The sequence below is a fragment of the Pseudomonas sp. RW10S2 genome, from assembly GCF_014268985.1.
Taxonomy (GTDB): Bacteria; Pseudomonadota; Gammaproteobacteria; order Pseudomonadales; family Pseudomonadaceae; genus Aquipseudomonas; species Aquipseudomonas wayambapalatensis.
The window spans coordinates 22,368-39,338 of sequence record NZ_JABWRO010000043.1; the positions used below are offsets into that span (position 1 = coordinate 22,368).

Consider the following 16,971-nt stretch of genomic DNA (forward strand, 5'->3'; position numbering starts at 1 on the left):
GGTCAGTTCCGCCGGGTCGCGCGTCGGCTGCGGTAGGTGTCGAGGACCACGGCGATGACGATCACAGCGCCCGTGATGATACGCTTGGTTGGCTCGGAAGCGCCGATCTGCGCCAAGCCTGCGGCCAGCACGGAAATGATCAGCACACCGAAGAAGGTGCTGATGATCGAGCCTCGCCCACCCATCAGGCTGGTGCCGCCGATCACCACTGCGGCAATCACCTGCAACTCAAGGCCAGAACCGGCGTTCGGATCTGCAGCCTCAAGGCGCGAGATCTGGAACAGCGCGGCCAGCCCCGCCAGCAGGCCCATCAAGGCAAAGACCCCGATCTTGTACGGACGCGGATCGATACCTGCCAGGCGCACGGCTTCTTCATTGGTGCCGATGCCGATCAGGTAGCGACCGAACACCGTGCGGGTCAGTACCAGCTGGGCGAGGATGATCACCAGCAAGGCAATGATGAAGGCCGGAGAAATACCGAAAGCGATCGGGTTGGAGAACCAGGAGAACGCGTCGCCAATGTAGGCGGTGCGCGAATCGGTGAACTGGTAGGCCAGGCCACGGGCCATTTCCAGCACGCCAAGCGAGACGATGAACGACGGAATGCGCCAGGCCACGGTGACCGCGCCGGTGATGCTGCCGGCCAGGGCGGCAATGGCCATGCCCAACAGCGCGGCAGGCAATACGCTCCAGCCCCAGCCGAGGATGGCGACGCTGACGGTCGAGGCAGCCAGCGCAAGCACCGAACCGACCGACAGGTCGATGCCACCGATGATCAGCACGAAGGTCATGCCGACGGCCAGCACCATCAGGTCAGGGATCTGGTTGGCCAAGGTGCTGAAGGTGGCATAAGAGAGGAAGTGGCTGCTCAGGAACGAGAACAGCACGATCATCGCCAGCAAGGCACCGGCCAGGCCCAGGTAGGTGCCCAGGCCGAAATAGGTGCCGCTACGGCGTACCGGCGTACCGGCGGAGTCGAGGGTGGGAGTCTTCATGCGTCCATCCTGGGAGCTGCGTCGTGCAGCAATGCGTCACGTTTCTGGTAACCGGCGAAGGCAGCGGCAAGGATCTGGTCCTGGCTCCAGCCATCACGGTCGAAGGTCTCGATCAGTTGGCCAGCGGAAAGCACGGCGATGCGGTCGCAGATCAGCATCAGCTCGCGCAGGTCGCTGGACACCACCACCAGGGCCTTGCCCTGGCGGGCGAGTTCGGCCAGCAACCCGTAGATATCGAACTTGGCGCCAACATCGATGCCGCGGGTGGGCTCATCGAACATCAGCACCTGGCAGTCGCGCTCCAACCAGCGACCGATCACCACCTTCTGCTGGTTGCCACCGGACAGCTCACCGACCGCCTGGGCGGGGCTCGCGCTGCGGATACGCATGGCGCTGATCTGCCGTTCGGCAAGCTGGCGCTCGGCGTGGGGGTCGAGCACTCCAGCGCGGGAGACCGCGCCGAGGTTACCCAAGGCGACGTTGGCGCTGATCGAGTGCGGCAACAACAGGCCTTCGCCCTTGCGGTCTTCAGTGATCAGGGCAATGCCGGCACGCACGGCAGCCTTGGGCGAATCGATGTTGACCGGTTGTAGCGGGCGCCCCAGCTGAATGCTGCCGCTGTCGGCGCGATCGGCACCATAGATCAGCCGCAACAACTCGGTACGCCCGGCGCCAATCAGCCCGGAAATACCGAAGATCTCCCCTGCCCTGACCTCGAACGACACATCGCGCACCTTGTCGCCACGGGTCATGTGCTCCACCTTGAGCAGCGGTGCGCCGATTTCGCGGCGACCAAGGTCGATGTGCTCGCCGACTTCGCGCCCCACCATCAGATTGACCAGCTCGTTGCTGCTGTAGCGAGCGATCGGCTCGGCGCACACCAGCTTGCCGTCGCGCAGCACGGCAATACGCTGCGATACGCGCTGCAGCTCTTCGAGCCGGTGCGAGATATAGACGATGGCCACACCCCGCTGACGCAGGCGCTCGATCTGCGTGAACAACAGCTCCACCTCGCGCGCAGTGAGCATCGCGGTGGGCTCGTCGAAGATCAGCACATGGCAGTCGCCGATCAGGTTGCGGGCGATTTCGACCATTTGCTGATGGCCGATGCCCAGCTCGCCGACCGGGGTGTCCGGATCGATGGCGTCCAGCCCGACCTGGGCCATGGCCGCGGTCGCCAACTGACGCAGGCGTTTCTGACTGATCCAGCCGGCATGGCTGGGCAGGTTGTCGAGAAACAGGTTCTCGGCAACAGTGAGCGTGGGCAGCAGGTTGAGTTCCTGCATCACCATGCGCACACCGAGGCGCTCGGCCTCGCTGCGACTGCCAGGGCTATAGGGCTGGCCGCGGTAGGTCATCTGCCCGGTGGTGGGGGTTTCCAGGCCACTGATGAGCTTGGACAAGGTGCTCTTGCCGGCGCCGTTCTCGCCGGTCAAAGCGAGCACCTCGCCGCCGCGCAGGTCTAGCGTGACATCACCGAGCACGGGCTGGGCGTACGTCTTGCCCAGGCCGGTGACACTGAGCACGGATTCATGGGCCGACATGGCCACCTCTCTCATGGAACGAGCTGCAACTGCTTGAACTGGCGCTGACTCTGCGTAAGCGGCGAACCACCACTGCCATCGGACTCAGCGCACTGTCAGCATCACTTGGTGATCAGTTCTACCGGTGTCTGGATGACATTGTCGGCATCGACATCAGGCTTCTCGCCCTTGACCATCTTCAGCGCCGCCTGGATACCGAACACAGCCTGCTGGCTGGCGGCCTGGTCGAGCGTGGCGAGCACGCGGCCATCCTTGAGCATCGGTTTGATGGCGTTGATGTTGTCGTAACCGACTACCTGCACCTGGCCAGTCTTGCCAGCGGCACGCACGGCCGAGACAGCGCCCAGGGCCATGCTGTCGTTACCCGCCAGCAGCGCCTTGAGGTCGGGGTATTCGTTGAGCATCGAGGCGGCAACGGCGTTGCCCTTGTCGATCTCCCAGTTGCCGGACTGCACCGAGACGATTTTCATCTGCGCGGCTTCCATCGCATCCTTGAAGCCGGCGGTGCGCTGCTGGGCGTTGGTGGTGGTCGGCACACCTTCGATGATGCCAACCTGATCGCCAGCCTTGAGCTTCTCTTTCGCCAGGTAGTCGCCGACCAGACGCGCGCCCTTGCGGTTGTCAGGGCCAACGAACGGCACGCTGATGCCTTTGCTCTTGAGCACTTCAGGGTCGAGACGGTTGTCGATGTTGACGACAGTGATGCCGGCATCCATGGCTTTCTTGATCACAGGGACCAAGGCCTTGGAGTCGGCCGGCGCGATGATCAGGGCGTTGGCGCCGGTGGCGATCATCTGCTCGACGATGCGGATCTGGTTGCCAGTGTCGGTTTCGTCCTTGATGCCGTTGGCGACCAGGTCGAATTCATTCGGATGTTCTTTCTGGTAGGCCTTGGCGCCATCTTCCATGGTGCGGAAGAATTCGTTGGCCAGCGATTTCATGACCAGTGCGACCTTGGGCTTGTCCTCGGCATGGGCCTGGGACAGCGGAATGGCGAGAGACAGGGAGGAGAGAACGGCAATAGCCAGCAGACGACCGGGGAACGGCAGCTTCATGGGATTAACTCCGAATCTTGTGATTTTTATCGGACCGCAAACGTTTGCGCTGCCTTTACTATGGGAACAGGAACAGGTTTTGTCAAATGACTTTCCGGCGTTCCAGGCCCGGTCGTGTTAGTCGGAGATTATCCGGCAAATAGTCGGAAAACCGAATAGCCCTTGTAGGTATTGTTCGGGTTTCCGAATAGCAAAACACCTGCCACCCTCTTCTTGGACAAGCCCATCCCTCCACTGGCAACGCCATGCTTGCGCTCTCCACACACGGATGGGAGCGGGCTTGCTCGCGAAAAATCCGACTCAACTCGTCCCGCACCTCGCGGCTACTGCACCCTTGGTACGGAACCTGCCTACAACCTGTTGCGAACAAACATCTCATTTGGAAGAGAGAAGAAAAAATAATGAACACCGCACTGAAAACCTTCGCGCCGGGCGCCCTCGCCCTGCTGCTTGCACTGCCGATTACCGTTTCCGCCAAGGAAGCCGAACAACAGCAGAAGCTCGCCAATGTGGTCATCCTCGCCACCGGCGGCACCATTGCTGGCGCCGGCGCCAGCGCCGCCAACAGCGCGACCTACCAAGCTGCCAAGCTGGGCATCGACAAGCTGATTGCCGGCGTGCCGGAACTGGCCGACATTGCCAATGTGCGCGGCGAACAGGTGATGCAGATCGCCTCCGAGAGCATCAGCAACGACGACCTGCTCAAGCTGGCCAAACGCGTCGCGGAACTGGCCGACAGCAAGGACGTCGACGGCATCGTCATCACCCACGGCACCGACACCCTGGAAGAAACCGCCTACTTCCTCAATCTGGTCGAGAAGACCGACAAGCCGATCGTGGTCGTCGGCTCCATGCGCCCGGGCACAGCGATGTCTGCCGACGGCATGCTCAACCTGTATAACGCGGTGGCTGTGGCTGGCGACAAGCAGTCGCGCGGCAAGGGCGTGCTGGTGACCATGAACGACGAGATCCAGTCCGGTCGCGATGTCAGCAAGTCGGTGAACATCAAGACCGAAGCCTTCAAGAGCGCCTGGGGCCCGATGGGCATGGTGGTGGAGGGCAAGTCCTACTGGTTCCGCCTGCCAGCCAAGCGCCACACCACTAACTCCGAGTTCGACATCAAGCAGATCAGCAGCCTGCCACAGGTGGACATCGCCTATGGCTACGGCAACGTGACCGACACCGCGTACAAAGCCCTGGCCCAGGGCGGTGCCAAGGCGATCATCCATGCTGGCACCGGCAATGGTTCGGTGTCGTCGCGCGTGGTGCCGGCACTGCAAGAACTGCGCAAGGACGGCGTACAGATCATTCGCTCCTCGCACGTCAACCAGGGCGGTTTCGTGCTGCGTAACGCCGAGCAGCCGGACGACAAGAACGACTGGGTCGTGGCCCATGACCTGAACCCGCAGAAAGCGCGGATCCTGGCCATGGTAGCCATGACCAAGACCCAGGACAGCAAGGAGCTGCAGCGGATCTTCTGGGAATATTGATCCAGCCATGAGCAAGGCTGCAGGTATGACGGCCCGGCTCACGATGTAAAGAGTAAAGCTGCCGCGATCTCTCCCTAGAGGTTGCGGCAGCCTCATCCTTCGGGGCGGCCTACTCGTGCCAGCCCCTCCAAGCGCCATAGATGCTTTTTGCCTGACACGCTGTTGCGAAAAAACTGACAGTGAAATACTGTACGCACATACAGCAAAACAAGGAAAGCTCCATGGCCAGCCCCGCCGCAGCGCCCAGCAGTTATGAACAACTCGGCGTACGCATCCAGAAGATCATCAACAGCCCCACCGCCCAGCGCAGCCGAGCAGCGCTGATCTTCCGCCTGGAGCACGAGTCCCCCGATGACTGGGAAACGCTGCTCGAGGAAATTGCCGAGAACGACAACGTCACCCTCGCCCATCGCGACGATGGCGGTATTCAGATCTTCTGGACCATCCCCAAAGAAGACTGATCCTTTCCCCGCCCCCTCTTCCACCGAAAGATGATTTGCGCTCGCCCATGAAAAAACTGCTGTCTGCCGTAGCCCTGCTCCTGTCCGTCGCCACTCCAGCGCTCGCCAACCCTCCCGCCACCTTTGCCGAAGCCAAGGTCGTGGCCAAACAGAAGATCTATCTCGACCAGGCCAGCAGCGCCATGGGTGAGCTCTACTGCGGCTGCAAATGGACTTGGGTGGGCAAGTCCGGGGGGCGTATCGACCCCGCCTCCTGCGGCCTGCAAGCCCGAAAGCAACAGACCCGCGCCGACCGTACCGAATGGGAACACATCGTGCCGGCCTGGACCCTGGGCCATCAACGCCAGTGCTGGAAGAACGGCGGCCGCGAGCATTGCGCCGACGACGACCCGGTATTTCGCGCCATGGAAGCCGACCTGTTCAACCTGTACCCGGCGGTGGGCGAGGTGAATGGCGATCGCAGCAACTTTAACTATGGCATGGCCTCGGGTGTGGGGCAGCAGTACGGCCAGTGCAAGACCCGCGTCGATTTCAACCAGCGCGCTGCCGAGCCGCGCGATGAAGTCAAGGGCCTGGTCGCCCGCACCACCTTCTATATGTTCGATCGCTATGGCCTGAACATGTCGCGCCAGCAGCAACAACTGCTCATGGCCTGGGACAAGCAGTACCCGGTCACCGCCTGGGAGCGCGAGCGCGACCGCCGTATCGCCGGCATCATGGGGCACGCCAACCCGTTCGTGAGCGGCGAGCGACGCTGGACAGCCGGCTACAAGACCGTCGGCGACGGTGTTGTCAGCAGCCTTGCCGACAAACCTACCAAGGCCGCACCTCAGCCTACCCTGGCCAAGGTCAGCGTGACGGGTGCGATCATCGGCAACCAGAACAGCCACCTCTACCATTTGCCCAGCGGCTGCCCTGGCTACAATCAGGTGTCAGCCAAGAACCAGGTCAGCTTCGAGTCCGAGTCGCAAGCCCAGGCCGCCGGTTACCGCAAGGCCGGCAACTGCCGCTGACCCTCATGCCACCGGGGCGCGGGAGGTCCGCTCGACGGGCAGCGACACGAACTGGCTGACGTCATCCAGGCGCTGCAACTGCTCGCTACTGAGTTTCACCTCAAGGGCCGCCAGGTTCGACTGCAACTGCACCAGCGAACGCGGCCCGATCAGCGGCAGCGTGTCGTGACTGGCAGCCCAGGCGATCGCTACCTGATCTGCCGGGACGCCATGCTCCTGTGCCACGTCCAGCAGCGCATCGAGGATCGCGCTGCGCTGCGGCGAATTCTCCGGCTGGAACACTTTGCCGCCCAGGCCCTGGGCGCGCCCCGACTCGCCCTGGCGGTACTTGCCGGTCAGCATGCCGCCACCCAAGGGCGAGAAAGTCATCATGCCCAAACCCAATGCCCGACAGGTCGGCAACAGGTCAAGCTCGCATTCGCGGCGCACCAGGCTGTGTTCGAACTGCGCAGCCGCGATGGGTACGGCGCGAGAAAGCTGGGCATAGGTGGCCGCGTGAGCCACACGCCAGGCGGGGAAGTTGGAAAGGCCGACATACAGCACCTTGCCTGATCGCGAGAGGTCTTCCAGGCCACGCAGCAGCTCTTAGGTCGGGGTCACATGATCGGGGAAGTGAGCCAGTACAGATCGATACGGTCCGTGTTCAAACGCTTGAGGCTGGCCTCCAGGGAGGTGACCATGGCCTTGCGGCTATTGCCGGTGGCCAGCACCCCCGCGGCGGGCGACGCACCCTGGGTGAACTTGGTCGACAGCACCACCTCATCGCGGCGCCCCGCCAGCAAGCGCCCCAGATGTGTTTCAGATTCGCCGAACTGATAGATGTCCGCCGTGTCGATGAGGTTGCCGCCCGCCTCCAGGTAGGTGTCGAACATCGCCTTGCACGCCTCGGGGTCGGCGCCATGGCCCCACGCGGTGCCAAAGTTGCCTGTACCCAATGCCAGCTGGGACAGTCGTAATCCGGTCTTGCCAAAGGGTGTGTAACGCATGAATGCTCCTGAACTGATGAATACCGTTCCAACAGCCGCCAGGAATGATCGCTCCCGGTTGACAGAACATTTGCATATACAAATGTTGCAGGTACAACATTTCACATGAACACACCAATCAAGCCCTCCGGCTGCACAAATCTCAAACTGCGCCAGTTGACGCGCATGGTCACCCGTCACTACGACCAGCACCTGGCTGCCATAGGCCTGAAGAACACCCAGTACGCCCTGCTGTCCCACGTGCTGCGGCTCGGCCCGTTGCGCCCGGGCGAATTGGCCAAGGCCATGCAGATGGAGCCTTCGACCCTGACGCGCAACATGCAACCGTTGGTAGCTCAGGGCTGGCTGACGATTTCGGCAGGCGGCGACGCGCGCAGCCGTGCGGTGCAGATCACCGAGGCAGGGATAGATAAACGCGAAGAAGGTAATCAGGCGTGGCAGGCGGCACAGGATTCATTACAGGATGCGCTGGGGCTGGAACGCATCAGCGCGCTGCATGTACTGATGGATGCGTGCATGACCACGCTCAATGATCCGGAGGCTGAAGCTCACCCCCTGTAGAATCGGCCCCGTAGCGTAACCAGGCGCTCCTGCGAAGGGCGTGGTGCCATCACGCCAGTGCCAGCAGATAGGCGCTGGCCTCACGATAACGACTCAACCGGGCGATGTCCGCGGGCCCCGGACACAGGATTCGCGAGAGGTCACTATTGTCGGCGAGGTCAGCCAGCTTCACCTCGCGCGCCAGCGGGTCACTGCCCAGGCGCACGACGAAATCCTCGTAGCGCTCACCCTCACGCCGACTCAACGCCAACAGCGCCGCCAGGATCTTCAGGGTGAAGCCTTCACGAGCCAGGTCTGACAGGGTCAGCGGCGTATCCTCCAGCACATCGTGAAGCACCGCGACGATCCGCTGCTCGGGCGTCGAGACCCGCTCCATCACCCGTAGCGGATGCAGGATATAAGCCGCGCCCCCCTTGTCGAATTGCCCTTCATGGGCCCTGGTCGCCACTACGATCGCTCGTTCCAGGTTGGACATGCTCCCTCTCCCCACTCAACCCTCTGGGTACCGACGATGCCCGATGGCAGGCGCATCGGCAAATACACCGTCACCTGAAGCATAGTCGGAAAAATACCGTTCGAGTTCAAAGCCCTGGCGCCAATGAATGTTCAGCGCCAGATCCTTGTCATCACAGGCATGCACACCACAATGCCTGCAACCTTTACATGAGGGAGAAGCCGTCAGCGCTTGGCGCCATGCTGGATGACGATCGAGTCGGTACCCAGGCGCGCCATGACATCAGCCTTGCGTGCATCCGCTTCGCCCTTTGTAGGGAACGGCCCCATCAGCACCACAGGTTTGCCGTCGCGGTATTCGACCCAGGAGGGAATGCCCTTCTCGATCAGGCGAGCGGTCATGTCGGTGAGTGCGCCCATATTGGGCCCCTGCACCACCTCGACATCCCAGCCTTCCGGGGCCGGCTCGCCAGCCAGGGCATCGGCACGACGCTGCAACTCAGCACCGCCGCAGATCTCACGGATGCGCAGGTTGTTGCCGCTGTCGTCGACCAGGATTTCGTATTGGCCATCGTGCTTGATTGCCACATAGCTGCGATAGGCTTCGAACTGGCCGGCGTCGTCCTTGCCGCGGACCTGGCCGCAGATGGAGCCCTGGGTGTCGATCCGCACGTTGGCGAACTTGGCCGTCTTGGGGTTGTGCAGGTGTTCGGCCACCTGCTTGTGCACACCCTCGACCTCGTTTTCACAGCCCGCCAGGGCCAGCACCGCCATTACCACCGCCAGTTTGCGCACGCGTTCATCTCCCGATTCGAAGGGCCGGATTCTAGCATGGCGGGTCGGGAGCGCCGACGGCCAGGCTGTCGCAGGGCGTGTCACGCCCAGGCCGGTGTTTCCTGAGGCGAATGCAAAAAGGGCGATCCTTTCGGATCGCCCTTTTTGTAGATTTGGTAGGCACAATTGGACTCGAACCAACGACCCCCACCATGTCAAGGTGGTGCTCTAACCAACTGAGCTATGTGCCTGTCGTGTGGTGCGCATATTAGTGATCGATCGCACACCTGTAAAGCGTTTTTTCTCAAAAAAATCAAAAACTTTGCAGACCGGATCAAAGCCCGGACGCAAAAAAGGGCGATCCTTGCGGATCGCCCTTTTTTTCGATTTGGTAGGCACAATTGGACTCGAACCAACGACCCCCACCATGTCAAGGTGGTGCTCTAACCAACTGAGCTATGTGCCTGTCGATGAGGGCGCATTCTACGCGCTAGAAAATCCCTGTCAACAGTTTTTTTCGAGCTAACCTACTGATTCTAAAAATATTTGCGCCCATGACTAGCAGACAACACCCCTGTAAAGGATTTTCACCATACGACTAGCGGGTGTTTATTATTATTGATAGCATCGGTACATTCGTTAAAAATATAAAACACGAGGTTTTCCGAGCATGGCTAACACCCCCTACCCCCAGTCCTACTACGCCGCCTCGGCCAACCCGGTGCCGCCACGTCCGGCGCTGCAGGGTGAGGTGGAGACCGATGTATGCATCATCGGTGCCGGCTACACCGGCCTTTCCAGCGCACTGTTCCTGCTGGAGAACGGCTTCAAGGTGACCGTCGTCGAAGCCGCCAAGGTCGGCTTCGGCGCATCGGGCCGCAATGGTGGGCAGATCGTCAACAGCTACAGCCGCGACATTGACGTCATCGAACGCACCGTCGGCCCCAAGCAGGCACAACTGCTGGGCGAGATGGCTTTCGAAGGCGGCCGTATCATCCGTGAGCGCGTGGCCAAGTACAACATCCAGTGCGACCTGAAGGACGGCGGCGTATTCGCGGCCCTGACCAGCAAGCAGATGGGCCACCTGGAGTCGCAGAAGCGCCTGTGGGAGCGCTTCGGCCACACCCAGCTGGAACTCATGGACCAGAAGCGCATCCGTGAAGTGGTCGCCTGCGACAACTATATCGGCGGCATGCTCGACATGAGCGGCGGCCACATCCACCCGCTGAACCTTGCCCTGGGCGAGGCCGCTGCGGTCGAGTCGCTGGGCGGCGTCATCTATGAGCAGACCCCTGCCGTGCGCATCGAGCGTGGCGCCAACCCTGTGGTGCATACCCCACAGGGCAAAGTGCGCGCCAAGTTCATCATCGTCGCGGGCAACGCCTACCTGGGCAACCTGGTGCCGGAACTGGCCGCCAAGTCCATGCCTTGCGGCACCCAGGTGATCACCACCGAGCCACTGGGCGAGGAACTGGCCCGCACCCTGCTGCCGCAGGACTACTGCGTCGAGGACTGCAATTACCTGCTCGACTACTACCGCCTGACCAGCGACAAGCGCCTGATCTTCGGCGGCGGCGTGGTCTACGGCGCACGTGACCCGGCGAACATCGAGGCGATCATTCGTCCGAAGATGCTCAAGGCCTTCCCACAGCTCAAGGACGTGAAGATCGACTACGCCTGGACCGGCAACTTCCTGCTGACCCTATCGCGTCTGCCGCAGGTCGGTCGTATCGGCGACAACATCTACTACTCCCAGGGTTGCTCGGGTCATGGCGTGACCTACACCCACCTGGCGGGCAAGGTTCTGGCCGAAGCACTGCGTGGCCAGGCCGAGCGTTTCGACGCCTTCGCCGGCCTGCCGCACTATCCGTTCCCGGGTGGTCAGTTGCTGCGTGTGCCGTTCAGCGCCATTGGTGCGTGGTACTACAGCCTGCGGGATCGCCTGGGGTTCTGATGTAGCACCGGATTGTTCATTTCGCGGGCAAGCCCGCTTCCACAAGCGTGCATCTGTGGGAGCGGGTTTACCCGCGAAATGTAATCAGTACCGCCGCAGCTACTGCCCGAGGCTACGCAGCGCCTGCTTCGCGGCAATCTCCTGGCCATCGCGCGCCAGCTCGTCGGCAGCCTTCAGCCAGCGCTGGCGGTCGACCTGGGCCGGCAGGCGCTGCGGCGGTTGCACCAGCACCGCCCAACTCCCCTCCTTGGCCCAGGCGCTCTCGAAGGTATCGAAATCCAGCAGATGCCGCCGCGCCATCCCTGAACGCAGCAATACACGCTGCTTGTAACGGTCGTAGCCGATCAGCACCGCATAGCGTGGCTCGCCCCACAGCGCCGAACCATCGTGATAGCGCAACAACACCGGATGACCGGCCGCCACTTGGGTGAGCAAGGCATCCAGGCGCTTGTCCAGCGGATAGACCACCATGCCGTACTCGCGGGCCACCCGGGGAATGCCGGTTTCCAGCGACGCCGCGCCCTGCGGCAGATTCAGCGATTTGTCCAGCAGGCCAGGCGTGATCGGCGCGCCCTGCTGCGAAAGCACGGCCGCCAGAGCCATCGAACCACTCAGATTGGCATTACCGCGATAGAACGGCACGCTGCTGATCTCTACCCGCTGCGGCAGTTTGTCGAGCGCCGCCGGTGGAGAACCGGCGCAACCGGCAAGGCTGGCGACCACCAGGCAGGCCGCCAGCAGGCGGCGCGGGCTCAGGGAGGTGAAGAAATGCTGCGACATGGACACTCGCTTGTTTCGACGCCCGGCAGACAGCGCCCGGCACTGGGCTCCGATCATAGGCGCCTGCGCGGCCCGGGTATAGCCCGCTTCGGGCTTGGAACGAAATGGCCCAAGCAATAGACCTTCGGTCAATGGAACGTCACACGCGTGCGGCTAGACTAAGAAAGTGTCTGGAGGGAACAGCCCACAGCTGTCCCGAGAGAAGGAGGCACGCACATGAGCCTGACAATGGCAATCTTCATGCTGGTCGCGATGTGGTTGAGCGTCGCCGCCGCCATGCTCTGGGGGGTACTGCGCATCGCGCGACGCCATGCCCGACCGCATCACACCCAAGCCGCCACCGCGCCCAAGCCTCAGCCGCTGCATCGCACCCGCCGGCACGCCGGGGCACATTGACCTGATCCGCAAAAGAACAAGGGGCTGCCTGGCAGCCCCTTCTCTTTTGCGTCAGCCCGGTGTCAGCCTTCAGCCGCCTCGCGCTTCAGGCGTGCCCGGCGAACCATGATGTTGAGGATCTCGATCACCGTGGAGAAGGCCATCGCTGCGTACACGTAGCCTTTCGGTACATGGGCGCCGAAACCTTCGGCGATCAGCGTCATGCCGATCATGATCAGGAAGCCCAGCGCCAGCATCACCACGGTAGGGTTGTCGTTGATGAACTTGGCCAGCGGGTCGGCGGCCACCAACATCACGATCACTGCACTGATCACGGCGATGATCATGATCGGCAAGTGCTCGGTCATGCCCACGGCGGTGATGATGCTGTCCACCGAGAAGACGATGTCGAGCAGCAGGATCTGACCGATCGCCGCAGCAAAGCCGAGGGTCACGGTGGTGCCGGCCTTGGATTCTTCCTTCGCACCATGCGGATCGACGCTTTCGTGAATCTCCTTGGTTGCCTTCCACAGCAGGAACAGGCCACCGGCGATCAGGATCATGTCCTTCCAGGAGAAGGCGTGGCCGAATACCTCGATCACCGGCTCCGTCAACTGGACGATCCAGGCCACCGTCGAGAGCAGTGCCAGGCGCATGATCAACGCCATGCTGATACCGATCCGTCGAGCCTTGGAGCGGTAGGCCTCAGGCAGCTTGTTGGTGAGAATCGAGATGAAGATCAGGTTGTCGATACCCAACACGATTTCCATTGCCACCAGTGTGGCCAGGGCGACCCAGGCGGTGGGGCTCGCAGCAAGTTCCAGCAAGTATTCCATTTAGTGTTCCTTCGCTCAGATGTCCTGGGTGTCGTTCTTGTCTTGCTTGCTCTCGGTTTTTGGCTCGCTGCCACCGAGGGTTTCGTTCAAGGCTTGCTGGGCGGCTTCGTTGGTCTTGTCGATCGCCTGCTTGGCCGACTCGGCGGCCTGGTTCAGCACCTGCTGGGCCGACTTCTCGGCCTGGTCGCAACCCGCCGTGGCCAAGAGCGCCAGCACCAGTACCAACGGAGTGCCGATGGATTTCAGTTGTAGCATAAGGTCCTCGCTTATCGATATTCGGCTGGCGCACGCAGCGCGCCTGATGGAGTCGAATTCTAGAGAGACCGATAGTTCAGGAAAATTCGTATTTTCAGCGGTTATACTTCGGTTTTTACGAATCGAGTCATCTCTCCATGCTCAACTACCGTCAGCTTCACTATTTCTGGGTAGTGGCCCGCACTGGCAGCATCACCCGCGCCAGCGAGCAATTGAACCTCACGCCTCAGACCATCAGCGGGCAGATCAGCCTGCTGGAACAGACCTACAACCTGGAGCTGTTCCAACGCGTCGGTCGACAGTTGGAACTGACCGAAACCGGCCGCCAGACCCTCGCCTATGCCGAGCAGATGTTCCAGATTGGCAGCGAACTCGAGACCCTGTTGCGCGCCGGCCCCCAGGAACAGATCCTGTTCCGCGTAGGGGTCGCGGACGTGGTGCCCAAGTCCATCGTCTATCGTTTGCTGGCACCGACCATGGAGCTTGACGAAGTACTGCGCATCAACTGCCGTGAAGACAAGCTGGAGCGCCTGCTCGCGGACCTGGCGATCCAGCGCCTTGACCTGGTGATCTCCGACAGCCCCATGCCCAGCCATCTGGACATCAAGGGGTACAGCCAGAAACTGGGTGAGTGCGGCCTGAGCTTTTTCGCCACCGCAGCCCTTGCCACTCGGCTGAAGCTGCCCTTCCCCGGCTGCCTCGACGACGCACCGCTACTGATCCCCGGACAGGAAACGGTAGTGCGCAGCCGCCTGTTGCGCTGGCTGGCCGAGCAGCAGGTGCAACCGCGCATCGTCGGTGAATTCGACGACAGCGCCTTGATGCAGGCATTCGGACAATCGGGCAGCGGCATCTTCGTGGCGCCCAGCGTGATCGCCGATGAGGTGTGTCGGCAGTACGGCGTGGAACTGATCGGACAGACCGAGGCGGTGCATGAGTCGTTCTATGCGATCTCTGTGGAGCGCAAGGTGAAGCATCCGGGGATCGTGGCGATTACCGAAGGCGCGCGCAGGGAGCTGTTCAACTGGTGAGTCCATACTGCCTTATCGGGCCAATAGCACTGCCATCCCTAGCGTAAATGCGGGAAACAATACCGTCAGCCATGTATTACAGCTCCTGTGCTACAGTCCGCGGTTCGTTCAAACCCGAGACCCCGCTGCACATGACCCCTGTTTTTCGCCTTCTCAGCCGCACCAGCCTGGTGACCCAGATCATCATTGGCCTGGTTGCCGGTATCGCCCTGGCGCTGGTCGCCCCAAGCCTGGCCCTGGATCTTGCATTCCTCGGCAAGGTGTTCGTCTCGGCCCTCAAGGCCGTGGCACCGATCCTGGTGTTCGTGTTGGTGATTGCCTCCATCGCCAACCATCAACAAGGTCAGCAGATCCATATCCGCCCTATCCTCTGGCTCTACCTGCTGAGCACTTTCGGTGCCGCCGTGGTCGCCGTGGTAGCGAGCATGGCCTTCCCTTCGACTCTGATACTGAACCCACACGAAGCAACGCTGAGCGCCCCCGGCGGCATCACCGAAGTGCTGCAGGGCCTGCTCCTGAGCGCGGTGGACAATCCAGTGAGTGCCCTGGTCAATGCCAACTTCATCGGCATCCTGACCTGGGCCATCGGCCTGGGCATAGTGCTGCGCAAGGCCGGCAAGGCAACCCGCGGAGTGATCGACGACCTGTCCAAAGGCATCACGCAGCTGGTTCGCGTGGTGATTCGCTTCGCTCCACTGGGGATCTTCGGCCTGGTCAGCTCGACCCTGGCCGAGGCGGGCCTGGATGCCCTGCTCGGCTACCTGCATCTGCTGGGGGTGCTGATCGGTTGCATGCTGTTCGTAGCATTGGTGATGAACCCGTTGATCGTGTTCTGGAAGATTCGCCGCAACCCTTACCCCCTGACCCTCCTGTGCCTGCGTGAAAGCGGTATCACCGCGTTCTTCACCCGCAGCTCGGCAGCGAACATTCCGGTAAACCTGGCGTTGTCGGAGCGCCTGGGCCTGCATGAAGACACCTACTCAGTGTCGATCCCTCTGGGTGCGACCATCAACATGGCCGGGGCCGCGATCACCATCACCGTGCTGACCCTGGCGGCGGTGCATACCCTGGGGATCGCCATCGATCTGCCGACCGCGGTGCTGCTCAGCGTGGTGGCTGCGGTCTGTGCCTGCGGCGCCTCGGGCGTGGCCGGCGGGTCGCTACTGTTGATTCCTCTGGCTTGCAGCCTGTTCGGCATTCCCAGCGAGATTGCCATGCAGGTGGTTGCCGTCGGTTTCATCATCGGTGTGTTGCAGGACTCGGCGGAAACCGCGCTCAATTCATCGACCGACGTACTGTTCACTGCGGCTGCGTGCGAGGCCATGGAGCGGCGTACTGCCTGAGCCGCAATTGCTTAAGCCAGACGCAAGGCCTAGGCTAATGGCCTTTTCCTAGTAACGAGACAGGGCCATGTCAGAACACGAAACCGCAGGCGAAGGCCGCCTCAACAGTATCGAGGTCCGTATCCTCGGCGCGCTGATCGAAAAGCAGGCCACCAGCCCGGAAAGCTACCCACTGACACTCAATGCGCTGGTCCTGGCCTGCAACCAGAAGACCAGCCGGGAGCCGGTGATGAACCTCTCCCCCGCTCAGGTCGGCCAGGCCCTGCGTGCGCTCGAAGGCCAGGACATGGCCCGCCTGCAGATGGGTAGCCGCGCCGACCGCTGGGAACATCGGGTAGACAAGGCGCTGGAACTGGTACCGGCGCAGTTGGTACTGATGGGGCTGATGTTCCTGCGGGGCCCGCAGACCCTCAACGAACTGCTGACCCGCAGCAACCGTCTGCACGAATTCGAAGACGTCGATCAGGTCCAGCATCAGCTGGAGCGCCTGGTTTCGCGCGGGCTGGCCTTGCATCTACCGCGTCAGGCAGGCCAGCGCGAGGACCGCTACACCCATGCCTTGGGCGATCCGGCCGAGATCGAAGCGATTCTTGCCGCGCGTCAGCAGGACAGCGGGCCACGCAGTGGTGCAGGCAGCGTTTCGGAGGATCGAATCGAAGCGCTGGAAGCGCGGATCTCGGCACTGGAGGCGCGGCTGGCTCAGCTCGAGGGCTGAGTCAGGTCTGGTCAGGCTCGGGGAAGTTACGGCAGCTCTTGCGCTCGGCCAGTTCCTGGTCGCTGGGGCGCTGGTCGACGAACACGGTACGACCGTCGGGGTAGATTTCCAGGTAGCCCCAGTGCAGATCCTGCTCCTGTTGGCCAGGCTTGGGTGGCACCAACCACCAGGGTTCTCGACTGATCGGGGTCATGGCGCGATTCCTGAGAGCGTCTTCTTCAAGCATAGACACCCTCAGAGAATGCTTTGTTTCTGCGGGCCTCATCGCGGGACAAGCCCGCTCCCACCGGTAACAGCTTCAAGAGCTGTGCGCTACACCGGTGGGAGCGGCGGTTCGGCGCCCCGACTTG

The 16,971-nt window shown here is 62.1% G+C and carries 18 protein-coding genes, 2 tRNA genes and 1 pseudogene; 9 read left to right on the forward strand and 12 right to left on the reverse strand.

The annotated features are described in order from the left end of the window. Positions 1-2 precede the first annotated feature (2 nt). From HU729_RS11785 to HU729_RS11795, 3 genes are all read right to left on the reverse strand, one after another. Positions 3-995: an ABC transporter permease gene (locus tag HU729_RS11785; protein WP_186669083.1), complete on the reverse strand. Its 993-nt coding sequence runs from the start codon at positions 993-995 to the stop codon at positions 3-5. Further along, positions 992-2,545 carry a sugar ABC transporter ATP-binding protein gene (locus HU729_RS11790; RefSeq protein WP_186669156.1) on the reverse strand — a complete coding sequence of 518 codons (1,554 nt, stop codon included), beginning with the start codon at positions 2,543-2,545 and terminating at the stop codon, positions 992-994. The genes HU729_RS11785 and HU729_RS11790 overlap by 4 nt, the downstream gene beginning before the upstream one ends. 95 nt (positions 2,546-2,640) lie before the next feature. Beyond that, positions 2,641-3,594 carry a sugar ABC transporter substrate-binding protein gene (locus HU729_RS11795; RefSeq protein ID WP_186669081.1) on the reverse strand — a complete coding sequence of 318 codons (954 nt, stop codon included), beginning with the start codon at positions 3,592-3,594 and terminating at the stop codon, positions 2,641-2,643. A gap of 401 nt (positions 3,595-3,995) precedes the next feature. Here HU729_RS11795 and HU729_RS11800 point away from each other — a divergent pair, with 401 nt between their 5' ends. From HU729_RS11800 to HU729_RS11810, 3 genes are all read left to right on the forward strand, one after another. Continuing rightward, positions 3,996-5,084: an asparaginase gene (locus tag HU729_RS11800; protein WP_186710149.1), complete on the forward strand. Its 1,089-nt coding sequence runs from the start codon at positions 3,996-3,998 to the stop codon at positions 5,082-5,084. 221 nt (positions 5,085-5,305) lie between these two features. After that, entirely contained in the window at positions 5,306-5,545 is a 240-nt protein-coding gene (locus tag HU729_RS11805; protein ID WP_186669077.1) for a DUF1654 domain-containing protein, read from the forward strand. Between the two features lie 47 nt (positions 5,546-5,592). Beyond that, on the forward strand, positions 5,593-6,558 hold the full coding sequence (locus tag HU729_RS11810; protein ID WP_186669075.1) for an endonuclease: 966 nt from the start codon (positions 5,593-5,595) through the stop codon (positions 6,556-6,558). Between the two features lie 3 nt (positions 6,559-6,561). Here HU729_RS11810 and HU729_RS11815 read toward each other — a convergent pair. After that, positions 6,562-7,544: pseudogene (locus tag HU729_RS11815) on the reverse strand (aldo/keto reductase). 105 nt (positions 7,545-7,649) lie between these two features. On the opposite strand from HU729_RS11815, the gene HU729_RS11820 reads away from it, so the two are divergent. Next, positions 7,650-8,105: a MarR family winged helix-turn-helix transcriptional regulator gene (locus HU729_RS11820; protein WP_186710151.1), complete on the forward strand. Its 456-nt coding sequence runs from the start codon at positions 7,650-7,652 to the stop codon at positions 8,103-8,105. Between the two features lie 49 nt (positions 8,106-8,154). On the opposite strand, the gene HU729_RS11825 is transcribed toward HU729_RS11820, so the two are convergent. The 4 genes from HU729_RS11825 to HU729_RS11840 all read right to left on the reverse strand — a co-directional run bounded on the left by HU729_RS11825 (position 8,155) and on the right by HU729_RS11840 (position 9,798). Continuing rightward, positions 8,155-8,580, reverse strand: coding sequence for a GTP pyrophosphokinase (locus HU729_RS11825; RefSeq protein WP_186669069.1), 426 nt, complete (start codon positions 8,578-8,580; stop codon positions 8,155-8,157). A 203-nt stretch (positions 8,581-8,783) separates the two neighbouring features. Further along, positions 8,784-9,353, reverse strand: coding sequence for an SPOR domain-containing protein (locus HU729_RS11830; RefSeq protein ID WP_186669068.1), 570 nt, complete (start codon positions 9,351-9,353; stop codon positions 8,784-8,786). 153 nt (positions 9,354-9,506) lie between these two features. Beyond that, a tRNA-Val gene (locus tag HU729_RS11835) sits at positions 9,507-9,583 on the reverse strand. A gap of 138 nt (positions 9,584-9,721) precedes the next feature. Continuing rightward, positions 9,722-9,798: transfer RNA gene (locus HU729_RS11840), tRNA-Val, on the reverse strand. 204 nt (positions 9,799-10,002) lie between these two features. Here HU729_RS11840 and HU729_RS11845 point away from each other — a divergent pair. Further along, positions 10,003-11,286, forward strand: coding sequence for an FAD-binding oxidoreductase (locus HU729_RS11845; protein WP_186710153.1), 1,284 nt, complete (start codon positions 10,003-10,005; stop codon positions 11,284-11,286). Positions 11,287-11,385: 99 nt separating this feature from the next. Here the strand turns inward: HU729_RS11845 and HU729_RS11850 are convergent, their stop codons facing one another. Further along, positions 11,386-12,123 carry a peptidase C39 family protein gene (locus tag HU729_RS11850; RefSeq protein ID WP_186710155.1) on the reverse strand — a complete coding sequence of 246 codons (738 nt, stop codon included), beginning with the start codon at positions 12,121-12,123 and terminating at the stop codon, positions 11,386-11,388. Between the two features lie 159 nt (positions 12,124-12,282). Between HU729_RS11850 and HU729_RS11855 the strand changes: the two genes are divergently transcribed. After that, positions 12,283-12,462 (forward strand): hypothetical protein, encoded by a 180-nt coding sequence (locus tag HU729_RS11855; protein WP_186669065.1) that lies wholly within the window; start codon positions 12,283-12,285, stop codon positions 12,460-12,462. Between the two features lie 62 nt (positions 12,463-12,524). Here the strand turns inward: HU729_RS11855 and HU729_RS11860 are convergent, their stop codons facing one another. Together HU729_RS11860 and HU729_RS11865 are read right to left on the reverse strand one after the other, a co-directional pair. Further along, the gene (locus HU729_RS11860) at positions 12,525-13,277 is read right to left on the reverse strand and encodes a TerC family protein (protein ID WP_186669064.1); all 753 of its coding nucleotides are present in this window, start codon (positions 13,275-13,277) and stop codon (positions 12,525-12,527) included. 15 nt (positions 13,278-13,292) lie between these two features. Then, on the reverse strand, positions 13,293-13,532 hold the full coding sequence (locus HU729_RS11865) for a hypothetical protein (RefSeq protein ID WP_186669063.1): 240 nt from the start codon (positions 13,530-13,532) through the stop codon (positions 13,293-13,295). Between the two features lie 137 nt (positions 13,533-13,669). Here HU729_RS11865 and nhaR point away from each other — a divergent pair, with 137 nt between their 5' ends. The 3 genes from nhaR (at position 13,670) to HU729_RS11880 (ending at position 16,621) form a co-directional block, all read left to right on the forward strand. Next, complete coding sequence (gene nhaR, locus HU729_RS11870) at positions 13,670-14,563, forward strand: transcriptional activator NhaR (protein ID WP_186669062.1); 894 nt, start codon at positions 13,670-13,672, stop codon at positions 14,561-14,563. Positions 14,564-14,694: 131 nt separating this feature from the next. After that, positions 14,695-15,906: a serine/threonine transporter SstT gene (sstT, locus tag HU729_RS11875; RefSeq protein WP_186710156.1), complete on the forward strand. Its 1,212-nt coding sequence runs from the start codon at positions 14,695-14,697 to the stop codon at positions 15,904-15,906. A 67-nt stretch (positions 15,907-15,973) separates the two neighbouring features. Continuing rightward, positions 15,974-16,621, forward strand: coding sequence for a YceH family protein (locus HU729_RS11880; protein WP_186710157.1), 648 nt, complete (start codon positions 15,974-15,976; stop codon positions 16,619-16,621). 1 nt (position 16,622) lies between these two features. Here HU729_RS11880 and HU729_RS11885 read toward each other — a convergent pair whose 3' ends face one another. Further along, the gene (locus tag HU729_RS11885; RefSeq protein ID WP_186669057.1) at positions 16,623-16,814 is read right to left on the reverse strand and encodes a hypothetical protein; all 192 of its coding nucleotides are present in this window, start codon (positions 16,812-16,814) and stop codon (positions 16,623-16,625) included. Between the last annotated feature and the right edge of the window lie 157 nt (positions 16,815-16,971).